Annotated in this window: 19 protein-coding genes; 9 read left to right on the top strand and 10 right to left on the bottom strand. The window is 46.0% G+C overall.

What is annotated here, in order from left to right; all coding sequences use genetic code 11:
• Window positions 1-2: 2 nt before the first annotated feature.
• From AYW75_RS00500 to AYW75_RS00490, 3 genes are all read right to left on the bottom strand, one after another.
• Complete coding sequence (locus AYW75_RS00500) at window positions 3-1,163, bottom strand: FAD-dependent monooxygenase (RefSeq protein ID WP_067093873.1); 1,161 nt, start codon at window positions 1,161-1,163, stop codon at window positions 3-5.
• 501 nt (window positions 1,164-1,664) lie between these two features.
• Window positions 1,665-1,928, bottom strand: coding sequence for a Txe/YoeB family addiction module toxin (locus AYW75_RS00495; protein WP_067093871.1), 264 nt, complete (start codon window positions 1,926-1,928; stop codon window positions 1,665-1,667).
• Entirely contained in the window at window positions 1,921-2,175 is a 255-nt protein-coding gene (locus AYW75_RS00490) for a type II toxin-antitoxin system Phd/YefM family antitoxin (RefSeq protein WP_067093868.1), read from the bottom strand. Before AYW75_RS00490 ends, AYW75_RS00495 begins: the two co-directional genes overlap by 8 nt.
• Window positions 2,176-2,561: 386 nt before the next feature.
• Between AYW75_RS00490 and AYW75_RS00485 the strand changes: the two genes are divergently transcribed.
• Complete coding sequence (locus AYW75_RS00485; protein WP_067094999.1) at window positions 2,562-2,864, top strand: type II toxin-antitoxin system RelE/ParE family toxin; 303 nt, start codon at window positions 2,562-2,564, stop codon at window positions 2,862-2,864.
• Window positions 2,861-3,136 carry a helix-turn-helix domain-containing protein gene (locus AYW75_RS00480; RefSeq protein WP_067093865.1) on the top strand — a complete coding sequence of 92 codons (276 nt, stop codon included), beginning with the start codon at window positions 2,861-2,863 and terminating at the stop codon, window positions 3,134-3,136. The genes AYW75_RS00485 and AYW75_RS00480 overlap by 4 nt, the downstream gene beginning before the upstream one ends.
• 309 nt (window positions 3,137-3,445) lie before the next feature.
• Here the strand turns inward: AYW75_RS00480 and AYW75_RS00475 are convergent, their stop codons facing one another.
• Together AYW75_RS00475 and AYW75_RS00470 are read right to left on the bottom strand one after the other, a co-directional pair.
• Complete coding sequence (locus tag AYW75_RS00475) at window positions 3,446-4,000, bottom strand: hypothetical protein (RefSeq protein ID WP_067093862.1); 555 nt, start codon at window positions 3,998-4,000, stop codon at window positions 3,446-3,448.
• On the bottom strand, window positions 4,000-4,581 hold the full coding sequence (locus tag AYW75_RS00470) for a ComF family protein (RefSeq protein WP_067093859.1): 582 nt from the start codon (window positions 4,579-4,581) through the stop codon (window positions 4,000-4,002). Before AYW75_RS00470 ends, AYW75_RS00475 begins: the two co-directional genes overlap by 1 nt.
• A gap of 754 nt (window positions 4,582-5,335) precedes the next feature.
• Between AYW75_RS00470 and AYW75_RS00465 the strand changes: the two genes are divergently transcribed.
• The 4 genes from AYW75_RS00465 (at window position 5,336) to AYW75_RS19185 (ending at window position 8,116) form a co-directional block, all read left to right on the top strand.
• Window positions 5,336-5,596, top strand: a complete 261-nt coding sequence (locus tag AYW75_RS00465; protein ID WP_067093856.1) for a type II toxin-antitoxin system Phd/YefM family antitoxin — start codon at window positions 5,336-5,338, stop codon at window positions 5,594-5,596.
• Window positions 5,593-5,856, top strand: coding sequence for a type II toxin-antitoxin system mRNA interferase toxin, RelE/StbE family (locus AYW75_RS00460; protein WP_067093853.1), 264 nt, complete (start codon window positions 5,593-5,595; stop codon window positions 5,854-5,856). The genes AYW75_RS00465 and AYW75_RS00460 overlap by 4 nt, the downstream gene beginning before the upstream one ends.
• A gap of 79 nt (window positions 5,857-5,935) precedes the next feature.
• Window positions 5,936-6,235, top strand: a complete 300-nt coding sequence (locus AYW75_RS00455) for a hypothetical protein (RefSeq protein ID WP_067093850.1) — start codon at window positions 5,936-5,938, stop codon at window positions 6,233-6,235.
• Window positions 6,236-6,247: 12 nt separating this feature from the next.
• Complete coding sequence (locus tag AYW75_RS19185; RefSeq protein ID WP_067093847.1) at window positions 6,248-8,116, top strand: methylated-DNA--[protein]-cysteine S-methyltransferase; 1,869 nt, start codon at window positions 6,248-6,250, stop codon at window positions 8,114-8,116.
• Window positions 8,117-8,135: 19 nt separating this feature from the next.
• Here the strand turns inward: AYW75_RS19185 and AYW75_RS00445 are convergent, their stop codons facing one another.
• Entirely contained in the window at window positions 8,136-8,351 is a 216-nt protein-coding gene (locus AYW75_RS00445) for a DUF2798 domain-containing protein (protein WP_067093845.1), read from the bottom strand.
• A gap of 107 nt (window positions 8,352-8,458) precedes the next feature.
• On the opposite strand from AYW75_RS00445, the gene AYW75_RS00440 reads away from it, so the two are divergent.
• Both AYW75_RS00440 and AYW75_RS00435 read left to right on the top strand, forming a co-directional pair.
• Entirely contained in the window at window positions 8,459-9,346 is an 888-nt protein-coding gene (locus tag AYW75_RS00440) for a LysR family transcriptional regulator (protein WP_067093842.1), read from the top strand.
• A 36-nt stretch (window positions 9,347-9,382) separates the two neighbouring features.
• Window positions 9,383-10,174: a sulfite exporter TauE/SafE family protein gene (locus tag AYW75_RS00435; protein WP_067093839.1), complete on the top strand. Its 792-nt coding sequence runs from the start codon at window positions 9,383-9,385 to the stop codon at window positions 10,172-10,174.
• A 217-nt stretch (window positions 10,175-10,391) separates the two neighbouring features.
• Here the strand turns inward: AYW75_RS00435 and AYW75_RS00430 are convergent, their stop codons facing one another.
• On the bottom strand, window positions 10,392-10,748 hold the full coding sequence (locus AYW75_RS00430; protein WP_067093836.1) for an endonuclease domain-containing protein: 357 nt from the start codon (window positions 10,746-10,748) through the stop codon (window positions 10,392-10,394).
• 269 nt (window positions 10,749-11,017) lie between these two features.
• The gene (locus AYW75_RS00425) at window positions 11,018-13,825 is read right to left on the bottom strand and encodes an FAD-binding and (Fe-S)-binding domain-containing protein (RefSeq protein WP_067093832.1); all 2,808 of its coding nucleotides are present in this window, start codon (window positions 13,823-13,825) and stop codon (window positions 11,018-11,020) included.
• 258 nt (window positions 13,826-14,083) lie between these two features.
• Between AYW75_RS00425 and AYW75_RS00420 the strand changes: the two genes are divergently transcribed.
• A complete protein-coding gene (locus tag AYW75_RS00420) occupies window positions 14,084-14,857 on the top strand; it encodes an FCD domain-containing protein (protein WP_067093829.1) in 774 nt (257 codons plus the stop codon).
• Between the two features lies 1 nt (window position 14,858).
• Here AYW75_RS00420 and AYW75_RS00415 read toward each other — a convergent pair whose 3' ends face one another.
• Window positions 14,859-16,670 carry an Lnb N-terminal periplasmic domain-containing protein gene (locus AYW75_RS00415; RefSeq protein WP_067093826.1) on the bottom strand — a complete coding sequence of 604 codons (1,812 nt, stop codon included), beginning with the start codon at window positions 16,668-16,670 and terminating at the stop codon, window positions 14,859-14,861.
• Window positions 16,671-16,750: 80 nt separating this feature from the next.
• On the bottom strand, window positions 16,751-17,227 hold the full coding sequence (locus AYW75_RS00410) for a DUF3015 family protein (protein WP_067093823.1): 477 nt from the start codon (window positions 17,225-17,227) through the stop codon (window positions 16,751-16,753).
• Window positions 17,228-17,339 lie beyond the last annotated feature (112 nt).

Below are 17,339 nucleotides of genomic sequence, written 5' to 3'. Positions count from 1 at the left end.
CCTTAATTATTGGAGTGTTTAGATATCTCGAAATTATAAAGCCAATCCGATTGGCTGTTCGCCATCATTGGCGCGACCTTACTTAAAATTTGGTTTCGTGCTGAACACAGGAGCGGAGAGCGCCAGTTGGTAATCTGACCAATTTTCCATGAAGCTTTCGACACCCTATCCACTCTGGTCTGCCTAGCCTGCTGAAACTCTAAAAAGGCTGTTGCTGGGTCACTAAAGTGCTCTAATTTTTCTGCAATCGCATAGGAATCTTCAATCGCTAATGCCCCACCCTGACCTAAGTTGGGTGTTATCGCATGAGCCGCATCCCCTAGAAGCACTACTCGATTTGAAAACCAGTGTTTCAGCGGTTTTATGTCATACATATTCCCCTCAATTATTAAATCTTGAGGCGTACTATCAATGATGTTATCGACACACGTTATGTAAGAAGAGAACAGCTTTCGCAAACTGTCAGCAGCTCTATCAGATTCAAAATAATAATTACGTTTACTAGAGGCAGTTGCATACCAATATACTTGATCTGGCCCGATTGGCACAAAGCCAAAACGAGTGCCATCTCCCCATAGCTCTGTTAGTTGAGCATTAGAGCTTTCAGGTAATTGAATATTTGCCACACCTCTCCAGCAGACCTGCTGACCGTTACGCAATGCGGAGTCAGGCATGACAAACTGCCTCACTTTCGACCTTAGGCCATCCGCCCCTATCATGAAATCTGCAATGCGTTGTTGGTTATTCGCAAAAGAGACCTGTAGACCTTCATTCGTACTCTCGACTCTGCTGTACTGATAGCCTAGATGAATGCGCTCTTCACTGACATTGCGAAGTAATATTTCTTGTAGCTTCCCTCTGTGAAGAGCGACTGTTTTGAACTGCGTTCGATTGTTTACGAACGTGGATGGGGTTATTGATATGGGCTCCCCTCGGAAGCTCGAAACACGGAGGGCATCTATTTCCTTGCCATAAGACTTTACCTCATCGGCCAGACCATAATGAGCTAAAACGGCCATTGCATTGGGTGGCACAAGGATGCCCGCACCAACTACTTTCAACTCCGCGGATGCTTCATAAATATCGACCTCAATGCCCTTTAACTTAAGAGCAATCGCTGTCGAAAGACCAGCAATGCCAGCACCAATAATGATTCCATTCATCTTCTTACCTTCTAAAGGGTATCAATTAAGCCTACGCTCTTATTGGGCCGAATAAAACCTCATCATTATCATTAACCGACACACTCAGTTTTTGAGAAAGCCAAAATATTCTATGCGCCCTGAGCCATATATCCTTGCACTTAGCTTCAAGCTAGCCGTAACTCAAACAAAGCTCAGACTATTTTTCATCTGACCCCGATTACCTTGACGTAAAACTCATATTCCTGTCTTTGATGCCAGAGAATACCCTGAGCTAAAAGATCAGATCGATGAAAACATCTGGAATGAAAACAACCAAGATGAAACCCAAGACATCCCCACGACGAAATCGTAACGGTTTACCTGCCTAACAAAAACGGCCTCATCCGAGGCCGTTTTTTGTGCTAATCATTGTCAAATAGAAAGAGGTACAGGCCTGATAAGTTTAAAAGACCTTAAACAACGCCTCTTGTCGAACATTGGTTATTTTCATCTGACCCCGATTAACTGAAAGGGCAATTACTAGTAATGATAACGGCACGAAATAACCGTAATTGCTGTATCATCCACGGCATATACCAAACGATTGGTATCATCTATTCTGCGAGACCAGAAGCCTGAAAGGTTTTCCTTAAGAGGTTCCGGTTTTCCAATCCCAGCAAATGGAGTGCGCTTTACATCGGCAATTAGCTTATTGATACGTTTCAAGGTTTTCTTGTCTTGAGTCTGCCAATATACGTAACCATTCCAAGCTTCATCAGTCCATGATAATAACCTGTCACTCATCAATAAGTTCTCGCTGGGTCGTTTTACCCGCTTTAAACTGTGCAATTGAACGATTTAAGTGTTCAGCGTTCGCTGGAGAACGAAGTAAATGAACCGTTTCCATAAGACTATTGTAGTAATCCAATGACATTACAACAGCATCTTCAGAGTCACGACGAGTGATTACAGTCGTATCCGCATCATTAATGACATTATCCAAAACGGCTTTTAGGCTATTTCGGGCTTCGGTAAAAGAGACTATTCTCATTTTGCACCTCACTTGTACAATATATGGGACAAGTTTAGTTTAAGACTCAGTACATGTACAGGATATTGTGCATCACTTTACAGTAGCTGCTAATGCCACAATAACCGGCGTGAGGTAAGAGCGTCCGGCTCTGCAAGCGCGTAGTTGATTGCACTTAACGCAAGCGATTCCACGCCGAAGCAATAGCACCACAGTAGGAGCACTGGAAACTATCGTGATCCATGCCAAGAATATCCAATGCTTCTTTTACTTGGTCATTTGTTGGAACAATTATTGGGACTATTTTTCATCTGACCCAAATTACTTCTGGTTTTAGCACTAATAGGATTGTTGAAAAAACAACCAACCAAAGTTATCATAAAGGATAACTTTTCATGGAGGGAATCATGAGTTGGAAGTTACAGTTTTACAGTGGCGTTGAAGAGTCAATTTTATCAATGCCACCCAAAATACAAGCAAGAATGATTCGATTATTAGAGCTTATGGAGCGTCCCCATACAGAGCCGATGGGCGATGGATTATTCGAGATACGGACAAAAGCACAGGAAGGTATTGGACGAGGCTTGTTTTGCTACTTAAAAGGTAATGAAATTATAGTCTTGCATGCATTTGTCAAAAAAAGCCAAAAGACGCCTAAAAAAGAATTGAGCATAGCCAAGCAGAGACAAAAAGAGGTGCAATCGAAATGAGTTTAAAAGATCTCAAACAACGTGCTTTGTCGAATCCTGAGGTACGTGATGAATACCACAACTTAGAAAGCGAGTTTTCCTTAATCGATCAACTGCTTTCCATGCGCACCAAAGCTGGCCTTACTCAAGAACAAGTCGCCGAACGTATGCACACGCAAAAAAGCAACATTAGCCGACTAGAGCGAGGCAACGCCAACCCAAGCTGGCTGACGTTACTTAAATACGCCAAAGCCTGCGGATTTGAGCTGGGGTTGGAAGTTAAGAAGCGGTGAGCGGGGTGGACAGTTACGGCTATTTTTCATCTGACCCCGATTACTTACGGCTATTTTTCATCTGACCCCAATTACTTACGGCTATTTTTCATCTGACCCCAATTACTTAGAATAGTTATGAAAAACAGCATCAGCTGATTCGATTAGCCTTTCTGAAAATTCCAAACTGTATTCCATGCTTTGAAAGACTCCTAACGCTCAAATCAGGCGACCGAACCGATGTGTGGATTTTGGTACTAAAATGCCGCGAAGCGAGCAAGCACCAAAAGCCGCGCAGCGGTTAGGGTCGCCTGGATTTTCTTGTTAGGCCTAAAACAGTGCTCCCTGCTCGTGTTTTAATTTAGCTATTTTGTTTTGTAAAGATAGTTTTTTATCTGCTTTTTCATAAGCAGAGGGACTCATGAATTTAATTAGTTGCTCCAAGTCTTCAGGTGTTTTCACTTTGTGGAATATTTTTTCTTTGTTAATGAAGACTAAAGAGACTTTTTTCTGAGAAAGAAGCTCAAGAGTATTACTCAATGTACCTGTGCTTTTAGTATCCCACACCATAAGACCCAAGTCACAATCATCAGCCATTTTTAAATCTTTTTCAGTGAAATACGCTCTAGTGCCAGACTCGTATTTTGAATAAATATTATTTGTCTGCCAATTTGCTAAATTATTTCGTGGATTATCGCCAGTACAATAAACTACGGCATTAAGATATTCTTTTGTTTTTAAATAGTCTTGAATGGAGCTGTCAACTCCATCAGCATCGCCCACGATTACTTTGTGTCCTAAAGAAATAATATTGTCTAGACGCTCAAGTACCTTTACGTCAAGTTTCTTTATTCGCATTGAGCCTGATATAAATACAGTTGTCATTACGACCTCGTTTTCGTAAATGCTGCAACATAAATGTTATCTATTTTATCATACTCACGAAGTACTAATGTTGCTGCTTCCATAGTACTGCCAGATGAAAATAGATCATCGAGTAGAACTATATCATGTACGTCATCGAGGTTATCAATCACAGAGAAGCAGCCAAGCAGAGCTTCCATTCGCTCTTCCTTGGAAGATAGATCTTTCATTTGCTGAGTTGTTCCATTTTTTACAAGAACATCCTCTATGCAATCTATACCAAGCTCATCTGCTACTGCATTAGCAAGTAAAGAAACAGGCTGAACTGCTCTAGCTTTAGACGGGGAGAGAGGAATGATCGCATCAACTTCACCAAATTGTTCATCAATCATTTCAGCCATAGTTTCTGCTAATTCATCAACTCCTACATCATTTCCTTGATATTTAAGTTGATATATTGCCTCTCCGACTTCTGAACGAGTGTTATCCCATATAGGATAACCAGAGCTATTATGTCCGACAATTTCACTATGGATCGTATGACGATCTAATACATAACCATCTTCCCAGTTTCCATGAACTTCAATTAGATTTGTTTCCATCTTTAAAACTCCATTAAAGATGTTGAATATTTTGGTGATACTCGATAGGGGGCCTAACAGCTTAATAGTTCGCATGCTCGTTTATACACACCGTGCGTGCTCGTTATTATGTTTAGCACTTCAAGACTAAGTGTGCTAAACATTTGATTATTAAAGGGTTAAAAAGAATCTTTAGGCGCTCTCTCACTGTAAAAACAAGTATGCGCGTTTTTCTAAATAACCGTGCGAGTCAGGGAGAGGAGAAGATGTGTAGCTCTCGTCTTCCTTGACGCTATGCTGACACACTAATCTATTTTCAAATGAGTGCCAATCAAAACAGGCTGATAGTAGGTTGAACCCTGCTTATTATCATCTAGCACGCTGCAATGCCCCCGATACAATCGGGTCGTACAAATGCTTTGCTAAGCGATGTCATGCGTTTGATTCGCGCTGACGGTCTCGGAACGAGACATTGCGTAAGCGAAGCAAATGCATGGCATTGCAAACCAGTAGGTTAGATGCGAAGCGGGGGCGGATTCCCTCGCGCAGCGAGGTCGTACAACGTGTCCCCGATACAACTGGGTCGTACAAACGCATTGCAAACCAACAGATGTGAAGCGGAGCGGGGGCGGATTCCCTCGCACAGCGAGGTCGTACAACGAGTCCCCGATAGCTTAAAAAGAGACCAATAGTTTATCTGAATAGCTAAATACTAATATACTTCTCAAAATACTAAGTGGTACGCTTTATGGTACGTTAATAGAGGATATTCATCATGGTAACCATGACGGCGACAGAAGCTCGAAAATCATTTTTCGAGTTGATTAAGCAAACCAATCAGCAGCACGAGATCATTGAGGTACAACATAAAACTGGTAATGCGGTGATCATGTCTGCAGAAGACTACGAAAGCTTGCAGGAAACGCTACATTTGCTGTCACAACCCCATTTTAAACAGACATTCGATCAATCTGTTAAAGAGGCCGATGAAGGCCAAACAGATAGCTTTGACGATGTGTTTGGGGAACCTCTGTGACAGAGAAGTCCTACCAAATAGAATTCACCAAGCAGGCGCAAAAGGATATTTCCAAGCTAACCCCAAAGCTTAAGGACAAGCTAAAAGATATTCTGCGCTACAAAATCTCTGTCGCTCCTGAAACTGGCAAGCCACTCGTCGGCGACTTCAAGGGCTATTACTCGGTTCGCTTAAGCTTTCAAGACAGAATCGTCTACCGGATCGAGAATGGCCGCTGTGTCGTGGTGATTATCAGAGCACGGTCACATTACGGGGAGTGAATACTCCTAGCTATCATTTTATCCCCGATACAATCGGGTCGTACAAATGCTTTGCTAAGCGATGCCGTGCGTTTGATTCGTGCTGACGGTCTCGGAACGAGACATTGCGCAAGCGAAGCAAATGCGTGGCATTGCAAACCAGCAGGTTAGATGCGAAGCGGGGGAGGATTCCCTCGCGCAGCAAGGTCGTACAAACGCCTTTCTAAGCGATGTCATGCGTTTGATTCGCGCTGACGGTCTCGGCACGAGACATTGCGCAAGCGAAGCAAATGCATGGCATCTCCCACCATCAGATGAGAAGCGGGTTTCTATTGAGTTCCGATTTCGTCGCATGTTTTCGGGTGTGTTGATTTACACTGTTGCTGACACTCTTTTTTGATGGGTAATTGGGATGAGCAGTAATACGCTTTCTAGTCAGCAGCGGTCGGCCTTTCAGCAAGCAAGGCTGGCGCGTGATCCGCGCTTTGATGGGACATTTTTCGTGGCGGTCAAATGCACGGGGATTTTCTGTCGTCCTATTTGTCCGGCGCGTTTGCCGAAGGAATCCAACGTTACCTACTACCAACAAGCACTTGAAGCCATGCGCGATGGGTATCGTCCGTGCTTACGTTGCCGACCTGACAGTGCGCCCGGTTCCTGTGCTTGGCAGGGCGTTCAGACCACAGCCACGCGAGCGCAAACGCTGCTGTCGACTCTACCACCCGAGCCGATTAGCACGATTGCCGAGCGTTTGGGCATCTCCGAGCGTTACTTGCATAAGCTGATCCATGCCGAGTTGGGGCTGTCGCCTAAGAGTGTCCAGCTTTACCACCAGCTGATGTTTGCTAAGCGTCTGTTGCAGCAAACCAATTTGCCCATTGATGAAGTGGCATCGAGCGTTGGCTTTCACTCTGCCAGACGTTTGCAGAGTGTGATGAAAAGCCATTGGTCACTAACCCCTTCGCAACTGCGTCGCGCCAACACCGACGGGTTGGAACAAGCTGTGCCTCAGTTAACGCTCTTTCTTGCTTATCGACCGCCTTACCAATGGGCGGTGGTTCGGGATTTTTTGCGTAAGCGTGCTATTACCGAAGTAGAAGAGGTGCGTGATAACAGCTATCGACGCGTATTTAGCGAGGATGACGTCAATGGTTGGATACACGCTCAGCATCAACCCGAGCATAATGGGTTTGCAGTGAGCTTATCCATCAATACGTTGCAAGCGGCGCCTAACATACTGGCGACGTTAACGCGCGTGCTCGACCTTAATGCCGATCCTGATGTCATTTTCCAAGCGCTCTTGTCGGCGGGCATCAGCCCCAATGAGGCGGTTGAAGGGCTGCGGTTACCCGGTGTTTGGAGTGTGTTTGAAGCGGGGTGCCGAGCCATTTTAGGTCAGCAAGTGGCGGTGAAAGCGGCCATTTACCAAGTTAATACACTGACTCAAGCCTTAGGGCAAGACAATGGTTTCGGGCGGACGTTTCCGACGCCAGAGGCGGTCGCGTCCAGTGACCTAGACTTCTTAAAAATGCCTCAAGCCAGAAAAAACACCTTGCGGGCGTTTGCCCACTATATGGCCACCACCGCCTCTGAAAACTTTGCGCCCGACGCTGTTTTAGCGTTAAAAGGCATTGGCCCTTGGACGCTGGATTATATAATGATGCGCGGGCTAAGCGACCCAGACAGAACGTTAGCGGGCGACTTAATCGTGCGCACTATGACCGAGACGCTGCCGATTCAACCTGAGCGCGCGGCCCCTTGGCGCAGTTATTTAGCCATTCAGTTGTGGCACATGGCCGATGTCATCAAAAATAAGGAACCTGCTATGTACAACCAATATCTTCAAAGCCCATGTGGACTGATTCATATTCAAGCAACAGAGGAGGGCATTACGGCGATTCGATTTGTCGAAGCGTCGGGCGCGCACACGTCAAACCCATCTGAGCTAACCATCGAAGCCAGCCGCCAGCTCGACGCATATTTTGCGGGCCAGCTGACGGTGTTTGATTTGCCTTTGACGGCTCAAGGGACGCCGTTTCAGCAAAGTGTCTGGCAAGCGCTCTGCGCCATACCTTTTGGTGAAACGCGCAGCTATAAAGACATCGCAAATGCCATCGACAACCCCAAAGGCGTGCGCGCGGTGGGTCTAGCCAATGGCAAAAACCCTATTTCCATTGTAGTACCGTGCCATCGCGTCATTGGCAGCAACGGCAAACTTACTGGCTATGCCGGCGGGCTAGAACGCAAAGCCGTGCTATTGGAACTGGAAGGCGTCCATTAAACCGGCGTCTTTTCAGGGCTTACACTTTCTCCGCTATGCGATGGGCCAGCTGATGCAAGAAAGGCGCGAATAAAAAAGAAATCACACCCGCCGCCGGCCAAGCCAATACCCATGCGTGCATCCAGAATGATACAAAATCGGGGTGCAGTCCGATGTTCAAAAACGTAATCCAAGCGGACATTAACAACGACAGCACAAAAGACATCATGGTGGCGAAAATAATACGGTGTTTCATAGGAAGCCTCTGCGTTACTGCATAAGTTTAACAATGCATACAGCATAACAAATCGCTATATTGGTAAAAATAGACACTTTTAAGAACCCTTTTTACAAATATGCAAAATGCTAGATGATCTAAAAATCTTTATCACCGCGGCGCAAACCAAAAGCCTGACGGCGACAGCCGAGAAGTTGGGTATGACCATCGCAACGGTGTCACGTCGTATAGCGAATCTTGAAAGCACCCTTGGTTCGGTGTTGCTGCATCGCTCTACCAAAGGCCTGACGCTGACAACGACGGGGGCGTCTTATTACCGTGAGTGTGCGGAATTTATCGAAGCCCTCGACCAACGTATCTCCGATTTGGACAACACGCTAAACAGCTTAGAAGGGGAGGTGAAAATCCTCGCGCCAACGAACCTTGGTGCGGGGCCGTTGGATGAGTTTTGGCCTCTGTTCGCCATTAAATACCCACAAATTTCACTGCGTATTGAGCTGAGTAATGATTTTCAAAGCTTACAAGATACTCAAGCGGACCTCGCTTTGCGCTCTGGTCAGTCCAGCAATCAATCGTTAATTCAACGTAAGGTGGGTGAAATACAAGGAATATTGGTGGCTTCGCCCACTCTGTCACCTTTTCCCGAGACGATAGAACAACTGGAACAAACACAAAGTGTTGCAGGTCAGCTGTTTAATGAGTGGCATTTGATTAACGATGCGTCTGGCGCGGAGCAAACCATCGATAAAACCCATCGCCACACCTGCAATGATATGCGCATCTCGGTTAACCTCGTCAAACATGGGCACGGGGTGACGTTTTTACCCGAAAGTCTTGTGTATGACGAGATACAAGCAGGGCAGCTCAAGCGTGTTCTACCTGAATGGCGTGGTCGATCGCGCGAAATCTATGTGGTATGGCCGTATCGCCGCAGTTTATCTGTCAGAGCAACACTGGTACGCGATGAGTTGATGGCCTTTCTCCATAGCCAAGCGTGGTTCAAACCCTCATAATTTAGCCATTCAGATTCACAACGAGACAACCTCATCATGGAACATTTAGTTTGGTGGCAGTACGCCGCCATCGCAGGGATTTTTATTTGGAGCGGCTTTGTTCGCACCGGGTTAGGCTTTGGCGGCGCCGTCTTGGCATTGCCATTCCTGCTACTGGTTCACAATGATCCTTTAGTATTTTTACCCATCATTTCGATACATTTACTGGTGTTTTCGAGCTGGATCGCATGGCGAGGCTCGCAAAAAGCCAAACAGGAACACGCCACCACCGAAAGTGGCGAAGCTTCTGGCAATATCGCATGGGGCTATTTGCGCAAAGCGCTGGGGATTATGATTGTCCCAAAATTGATCGGTGTGTTTGGTTTGCTGACCTTGCCCAATGACATTGTTACCGGCGTGATTTTCATCATCGTCGCAGTATTTGCCATGTCTTATATTCTGGCTAAACCGTTCTACAGCAACAACCCTGTTGTCAGCACCGGTCTGCTGATGATGGGCGGTTATGTGAGCGGCACGTCATTAATCGGCGCGCCATTGATCGTTTCGGTGTTTGCCACCAAAGTACCGCGCCATCAGTTACGCGATACCTTGTTTGTGCTGTGGTTTATCTTGGTCTGCATCAAGATGGTGTCATTCTTGATTGCGGGCGTCGATCTGCAACTGATCCACCAGTTGTGGCTGCTGCCTTGTGCCTTCATCGGCCACCTGATCGGCCAGCATTTTTACGACAAAATTCAAAAGGCCGAAACGCCTGTATTCTTCAAATTCATCGGCTGGGCGCTGTTACTCGTCTGTGTGTTTGGGTTATACACCACGTTTTGGTTGTAACCCTCACCTTAAAGACACAAGGGGAGGGAAATCGAAATGCTGCAGTGCTGAAGCTCTAGCTCCTCCCCCTTAACAAGGGGGAGGCTGGGAGGGGGTTGCAATGTCTGACGTTACCCGAACAATTTAACCCCTCCCTAACCCTCCCCTTAAAGAAACAAGGGGAGGGAATTCGAAATGCTGCAGTGCTGAGGGTCTAGTGGAGGGGGGTTGGAAGCAGTTATTTCTTTAGTTCAGCCGAGATCATGCCCACAACTGCTTCCATTTCTTGCATCACTTGCTGATTTGTAAAACGCATGACACAAATACCTAGCGATGCCATATATTGGTCACGCTCTTGGTCGTAAGTCATTCCTTCTTCGGTATAGTGGCTATCACCATCTACCTCGATTACTAGCCGCTTCGCAGGACAGTAAAAATCAACAATATAGCGTCCAATACCAAACTGACGTCTAACCTTAACACCCAACTGATTTTTACGCAGATAGCTCCACAAACGCCGTTCGGGTTCTGTCATATTTGTTCTTAGCTGAGAACGTAAATCCTTTGTTCTTTTCTGATTGTATATCTTCGTCATTCCTTGACTCCTTTGATGAACCCCTCCCTAACCCTCCCCTTAAAGACACATGGGGAGGGAATTCGAAATGCCGCAGTGCTAAAGCTCTAGCTCCTCCCACTTACTAAGGAGGAGGTTGGGAGGGGGTTGCAGCGCCTGACGTTACCCAAACACTTTAACCCCTCCCTAACCCTCCCCTTAAAAACACAAGGGGAGGGAATTCGAAATGCCGCAGTGCTAAAACTCTAGCTCCTCCCCCTTAACAAGGGGGAGGCTGGGAGGGGGTTAGCTCAATGTGCCAACTTATCCACTAGATACACGATCGATTGGTACTCTATTCCCGAATGTTCGGTTAAGCCTATCTCGCAGGTGCGGGAGTTGGAGTAGCCAACGTCACAGTCTTGTACGGCGCTTTTCAGGGTTTTGAGGGCGCTTTGGTTCAGCTCCGGTGTGGTGAAGCCTTTGTCGCCGGCAAAGCCACAACAGGTGATATCAGGCGGTATAACGACATTGTCTGCCAACTGTCTCGCCAAGTCGATAAAGGTTTGACCCAAGCCCATACGGGTGGTGCTGCAGGTGATATGCAGGGCCATGTTCGGGATCTTGCGTTCAATATTAAGCTTCGGCAACGCTTGCTCTGCAAGGAACTGCACTTGCTCGTACAGTTTCAAGGATGGATCCAGGGTATCTTTCATGGTGAGTAAGCATGGGCTGGTGTCACACACGATCGGCAATGCGCCTTGTTGACTGGCGTCCATTAGTAACGTGTTGAGATCCTTGGCTTTTTTCGCTGCAGCATCAAATTGGCCTTTGGATTGAAACGCCATGCCACAGCATTGGCTTTCGACGTCTTTAGGTACAATCACGTTATAACCCGCTTTTTCGAGTACAGACAACATGACTTCCATCACAGGACGTTTGTCAGAAGCATCTGGGCCTGCGCCCATAACACGGGTGGCACAACTAGGCATGTAGACGACGCTGGGGCGTTCGTCGTTGACCATAGGAATACGTTTTGGCATAGACGCGGCTGTGGGCATTTGCGGATGCCAGTTCGGCACCATGCCGCCACTGACTTTATGGGCCACGCCCGTCACCGCTTTCATAGCGCCATTACCCAAGGCACCTCGCATCGCGCCCGCGACAGCAAGCCCCGTGCGTGCGGTTTTGGTGACGCCGGCAAAATGATCGGCAATCCAATAGCCAACTTTGGTGTCCTGATAACGATCATGTCGTAGCTCGCGAGTCAGGTCGCCCGTATTAATGCCGACAGGACATTGCATTGAACATAAGCCACACGCGGCGCAGGTATCGACGCCTTGGTAACTGTATTCTTCTCGCAACTCAGCAAGACGCTGGGGCGATTCACCAGAGCGCTCTAAACGCTGTATTTCACGCCACAGTACGATGCGCTGGCGTGGTGTTAAGGTCAGATCGCGGGAAGGGCAAGCGTGCTCACAGAAGCCACACTCGATGCAGGTATCTACCTTGTCGTTGGCTTGCGGTAAGGGCTTTAGATTTTGCACATGGATATTAGCGTTATGACTGAGTATCACATCGGGATTCAGTAAGCCTTTAGGATCAAAGGCTTTTTTCAACTGCCACATGATGTCGTAAGCTTGTTGCCCCCATTCCAGCAGCACATACGGTGCCATGTTGCGGCCCGTGCCGTGTTCTGCTTTTAGCGAGCCGTTGTATTTCACCGCCACCAATTGCGCCACTTCATCCATCAGCGCTTCGTAACGTGTTACTTCTGCCGGATCATCAAAGCCTTGCGTAAAGACAAAGTGCAAGTTGCCCTCTAACGCGTGGCCAAACAGGATAGCTTCACTGTAACCGTACTTTTGAAAGACGCCTTGCAGTTCCGCGACGCCTTCCGCTAATTGTTCCACGGGAAACGCGACATCTTCAATGATGACGGTGGTGCCAACTTTCCGGACGGCGCCCACCGCGGGAAACATGCCTTTGCGGATTTTCCAGTAGGTATCGTAAAGTGCTTTTTCTTGGGTAAATTCAATCTCGTACAGCGCGTTCATACCCTGCAATGATTGTGTTACCTGTTGTACTTTTTGATCGAGTTCATCGGCTGTGCTGCCACGAACGTCGATCAGCAGGCCAGCGACGTCATCGCCTAAGTCCGCCAAAATGGCTGGCATGCCCGGTTTACCGGCGACGGTACGAAGACCAGCACGGTCAATCAGTTCAACCGCGGAGACAGGCGTGCTTTTTAGAACCGTCACCGCACGACAGGTCGCTTCCATATCAGGGAAATAAATCAGTGCCGCGGCTTTGATCGGGTGATCTTCAACCGTTTCATAGGTCACTTCACTGATAAATCCCAGTGTGCCTTCTGAACCGATCATTAAGTGGGTCAGAATGTCGAACGCATCCTCAAAATCGACCAAACTGTTCAGACTGTACCCTGTGGTATTTTTTAGCCTGTATTTGTGTCTGATTTTATTGGCTAAATCGCTGTTATTTTTGACGCTGTTCGCAAGTGTTTCCAATTCAGACAGCAAATCTGCGTGGCTTTCGCGAAACGCTGTACGACTGTGCTCATCGGCCGTATCAAGCAAGGTGCCATCTTCCATGATGACGCGCATGCTTTTCACGGTGTGGTAGCTGTTTTGTGCGGTACCACAACACATGCCACTGGCGTTATTGGCGGCAATGCCGCCAATCATACAGGCATTGATCGAGGCCGGATCTGGGCCGATCTTGCGTTGATAAGGCGCCAATAGCTGGTTGGCTCGGGCACCAATGATACCGGGCTGTAACGACACCGAATGACCGTGATCGTGAATGCGATAGCCTTTCCATTGATCCGACAGTTGAATCAGTACCGATTCTGTCACGGCTTGCCCTGATAGACTGGTCCCAGCGGCGCGAAAGGTCACCGGAATATCAAGCGCACGGGTCTGTTGCAGCACGAACCGCACTTCGTCTTCGTCATGCACACGTACCACAAGCTGCGGCACAAGGCGGTAAAAGCTCGCATCCGTGCCGTAAGCGAGGGTGCGCAACGGGTCATGAATTAAACGTTCTGGGGCGATGCGGCTGGATAATTTGTCGAACAGAGATTGATACTGAGATTTCATAATGCCTTCCACGATCAAAATAAATTGGTATTACCAATTTACCTTTGTTATTTTGTAGACAATAGAAACCTTTCCGATCATTGTCAATATACGACTTTAACGGATTTTAAGCGCACAATTGCTGATTTTTATTGGTTTTACCAATTTTAGTTTTATCCACAGATATTGTGAATAATGGGATAACATGAACCTTGGTCTGACCAATTTTAGAACACTATGCAGTTCAACCATTTAGCGATAACCACAGCAGGATTTAAAATGGATCGACGCCCTTTAGGCCGTGTACAGCAGCCAAAAATCTCTGACATCATCATGCAAGAGCTGGAAAGCATGATACTAGATGGCACCTTTAAACCCGGTGAGAAACTTCCGCCTGAGCGTCAATTGGCCGAACAATTTGAAGTATCACGTCCATCGCTACGCGAAGCCATTCAAAAATTGGTGGCTCGTGATGTGCTGTATTCGCGCCAAGGCGGAGGTACATATGTGTCAGACAAGCTGGGAGCGTCGTTCACGGATCCACTGCAAGCCTTACTCAGTTCTCATGATGAGTTTCTGTACGATCAGCTTGAGTTTCGTGATGCTCTGGAAGGGTTATCCGCTTATTACGCGGCACTACGCAGTACGGCCGCCGATAAAGCAATGCTTACACGTAAGTATCAAGCACTCGTCGCAGCAAACGAAGTAGAAGACGCACAACAAGAGTCTAAACTCGATGCGGAATTTCACATGGCCATCGCAGAGGCTGCTCATAATGTTGTTCTGCTACACACGCTAAGAAGCTTATTTTCGACACTAGAACGCAGCATCTCCTCTAATCTCACTAATTTGTTTGAGAAGAAAAATGCTCGATCACAAGTGATGGCTCAGCATCAAGCACTGTATGAAGCGATTATGGAAGGCAGACCAGAAGATGCACGCAAAGCCGTGCATGAACATCTGATCTTTGTCGAAGACAGCCTATTGAAAATGCGCCGCGAGGAGTCACGTATTCAACGCTCCTTGCGACGCACAAAAAGCGGCACTTGGTAAGTTACCAATAGTACCCAGCTCCCACAGTAAATGAGGTGTCTTGGGACTTTTCTAAAGTTACTCTTACATCCCAATGAGGCGAAGAGCTGAAGGCTTGCTGCCACTTAATACTGTCTGACGACAAAGAGCTATTCAACCCTAATTCGGACGTAATCACCAACCTAGAACGCCACCAATTAACAGGTTTAATAACGGCACCGATTTCAGCGCCTAAATAGCCAGTATCGATGTTGTGATGATGAGTTTGTAGACGTGTTGTTAATAAACCATAAACCGTTCTATTGAAGCCTCCGAATGCTTTACCGAAGCCACCTTCAACGTATCCTACAGAGCAATTTGAGCATGCTGTTGTAGCCGGTTGAAAACCAAATTTTGCAGTCCACGCATGACTTTGATCGCCATCCAGCTGAGTATTATCTGGCTTAATATTTCGAACATTGATTAAATCTATTCTCTTCAGGCCTTTCGATTCACTATCTGACAATACAAAGTTCATTGTTTCAAGTGCTGAGAAGTTGTTCTCTGGTTCGTTAATGGACAAGGCATCGTAATAGCTGCCTCGTACCTTCAGCTGAGTCTCTGAACCATTTTGTTGCCAAACATGTGATAACTGTATCAGCATTGGACGTTGAGTTTTGTGGGGGGGTAATACTTCACGGGTAGTCCATTCAGCCGCCCCTATTCCCATAGAGAAGCGAGCAACTAGTAGTTCTTGCCTCTGCTTTAATTGTATCTTAGTAAGCGAGTCTTGGCGGATTTCTAAATAGCTAAAGTAATCGAGCAACACTTCAATTAACTGTTTTTTCTCACTTTTCTGACTTACTGAATCTAGAATTTGAGATAAAGATCGATTCTCTGAGAGGTAATTTTCAATTAAATTTTGAGTAATAGCTGTCAATTGTTGGTAGCGATCATAAAACAACTGTTGTCGGGAGGGCCTACGTTTAAAGGAAGTTATTATCGAGGGCTCAAAATCCGCTAGCGCTGTAATCACGTCAATCGGCAGTACCCAAGGATATTTCCTCTGTAACACAGGCTCGTCATTCACTAAGCCTAATAAAAAAGCCAGTTGATAGGCGCAATTCTCCGTAAAAAAGTAATAGTCGAACGTTACATTTCTAAGTTCAAAACGATGTGCTAGCAATAACGATATCTGAGTCTCATCAAGATCTAGTTCATACTCCCACATGTTACGAAGTTCATCTTCATTATAGATGTTACTGTGATGATAAAACGGCTCATCGGAAAAACGGGAGACATATCCGCCTGTAATTCCTTTGAATATATAAACGAATTTATTATCTTTTGGTGGCACAATCGCACCAAAGTTGAAAGTGTTATCTAATAGTTGCGAAGACTGGCCTAAGTTCAAGCGTAATAACAAGTGCCCAAACATCGAAGCTGGATTACCTAAAAACCCGGAAGCGTATACTAAGCTGATACTCTTTACAGGCAGCTCTGCTAAGTAGTTTCGATATTCAATACACGCCGATTTTACATCTCGCGGATTAACTAATTTATATTGTAGTAAAAACAGGTATCTAGCAGGGTACTGACAATAAACTTTAAGCTGATCTGATTGAAAGGCTTCTATCGTTGCAATGAGCTCGGCTTTAGGGTCATTTGAACCCTGCTTAGCCAAAAAAAAATTCGCTGAAGTAATAGAGCTTTTAAAAGCGCCAAAATACGGCTGATAATGCCCTAAGACACGCCACTGCTGAGTGCTTGCAATGGTCTCAAGAGAAGTTGATGCGGTTGAGTAGACTTGAGTACTCAATAGGCCAACCAATATACACAGTATGATTTTATACATATCAATGGCTCATTCCATCTGCGCCACAAATAAAAAAGGCCATACAAAGTATGGCCTTAAAGAAAATTCAAATAATTACCTTAGGCGCCACAAGTTGCTGCATTTGCAGTCAATGCAGTGTAGTAAGCTTCTGATTTAGCACTAACAGACAGTCCTTGATAACTTGGCTGAGCCACCTGATCCGCCACGTCGATACGAACATTTGATAAAATAGCGGTAAAGTCTTCTTCACGACAATCCATCATGCCTAACATTGCAGTAACGTACTCACCTTCACCTTTAGCTGTCTCTTCTAGCACATTGTTAAAGCTCTTTTGAATAAACATAGCTGTTTGTATACGCTTACCTTCACAAGAGTCTTCAGATGTGACTTTTGAAGAAACAGCTGTTGTTCCTAAATCCCAAATGATGTTTGAGATAGCTGCTGCAGTCCCATTGTCATCAAAAATCATTGCACCGATACCACAATGTTTCCAAGGATTGATGTTATCTTGTGCAAGAGCTTGAGTAGATGCCAAAGCGGCTGTTGCTAAAATCGCTGCAGAAACTAATTTCATGAAATTTTCCCTAAATATATAGTTAAGATTTAACAATTCAAATCATTATGAATTGCTAGCAAGATACAAAAGCCTCTTTGTTATGGCAATATAAAGTCTGTAATTTTGTAAG

This window comes from Marinomonas atlantica (assembly GCF_001639725.1).
GTDB lineage: Bacteria > Pseudomonadota > Gammaproteobacteria > Pseudomonadales > Marinomonadaceae > Marinomonas > Marinomonas atlantica.
Note: the sequence above shows the minus strand (reverse complement) of the source record. Positions and strands in the feature narration are given on the sequence as shown.

What these genes read in the sequence shown, in the direction of transcription:
- AYW75_RS00500 (WP_067093873.1), bottom strand. Translation starts at nt 1,163, where the DNA reads ATGAATGGAATCATTATTGGTGCTGGCATTGCTGGTCTTTCGACAGCG.
- AYW75_RS00495 (WP_067093871.1), bottom strand. Translation starts at nt 1,928, where the DNA reads ATGAGTGACAGGTTATTATCATGGACTGATGAAGCTTGGAATGGTTAC.
- AYW75_RS00490 (WP_067093868.1), bottom strand. Translation starts at nt 2,175, where the DNA reads ATGAGAATAGTCTCTTTTACCGAAGCCCGAAATAGCCTAAAAGCCGTT.
- AYW75_RS00485 (WP_067094999.1), top strand. Translation starts at nt 2,562, where the DNA reads ATGAGTTGGAAGTTACAGTTTTACAGTGGCGTTGAAGAGTCAATTTTA.
- AYW75_RS00480 (WP_067093865.1), top strand. Translation starts at nt 2,861, where the DNA reads ATGAGTTTAAAAGATCTCAAACAACGTGCTTTGTCGAATCCTGAGGTA.
- AYW75_RS00475 (WP_067093862.1), bottom strand. Translation starts at nt 4,000, where the DNA reads ATGACAACTGTATTTATATCAGGCTCAATGCGAATAAAGAAACTTGAC.
- AYW75_RS00470 (WP_067093859.1), bottom strand. Translation starts at nt 4,581, where the DNA reads ATGGAAACAAATCTAATTGAAGTTCATGGAAACTGGGAAGATGGTTAT.
- AYW75_RS00465 (WP_067093856.1), top strand. Translation starts at nt 5,336, where the DNA reads ATGGTAACCATGACGGCGACAGAAGCTCGAAAATCATTTTTCGAGTTG.
- AYW75_RS19185 (WP_067093847.1), top strand. Translation starts at nt 6,248, where the DNA reads ATGAGCAGTAATACGCTTTCTAGTCAGCAGCGGTCGGCCTTTCAGCAA.
- AYW75_RS00445 (WP_067093845.1), bottom strand. Translation starts at nt 8,351, where the DNA reads ATGAAACACCGTATTATTTTCGCCACCATGATGTCTTTTGTGCTGTCG.
- AYW75_RS00440 (WP_067093842.1), top strand. Translation starts at nt 8,459, where the DNA reads ATGCTAGATGATCTAAAAATCTTTATCACCGCGGCGCAAACCAAAAGC.
- AYW75_RS00435 (WP_067093839.1), top strand. Translation starts at nt 9,383, where the DNA reads ATGGAACATTTAGTTTGGTGGCAGTACGCCGCCATCGCAGGGATTTTT.
- AYW75_RS00430 (WP_067093836.1), bottom strand. Translation starts at nt 10,748, where the DNA reads ATGACGAAGATATACAATCAGAAAAGAACAAAGGATTTACGTTCTCAG.
- AYW75_RS00425 (WP_067093832.1), bottom strand. Translation starts at nt 13,825, where the DNA reads ATGAAATCTCAGTATCAATCTCTGTTCGACAAATTATCCAGCCGCATC.
- AYW75_RS00420 (WP_067093829.1), top strand. Translation starts at nt 14,084, where the DNA reads ATGGATCGACGCCCTTTAGGCCGTGTACAGCAGCCAAAAATCTCTGAC.
- AYW75_RS00415 (WP_067093826.1), bottom strand. Translation starts at nt 16,670, where the DNA reads ATGTATAAAATCATACTGTGTATATTGGTTGGCCTATTGAGTACTCAA.
- AYW75_RS00410 (WP_067093823.1), bottom strand. Translation starts at nt 17,227, where the DNA reads ATGAAATTAGTTTCTGCAGCGATTTTAGCAACAGCCGCTTTGGCATCT.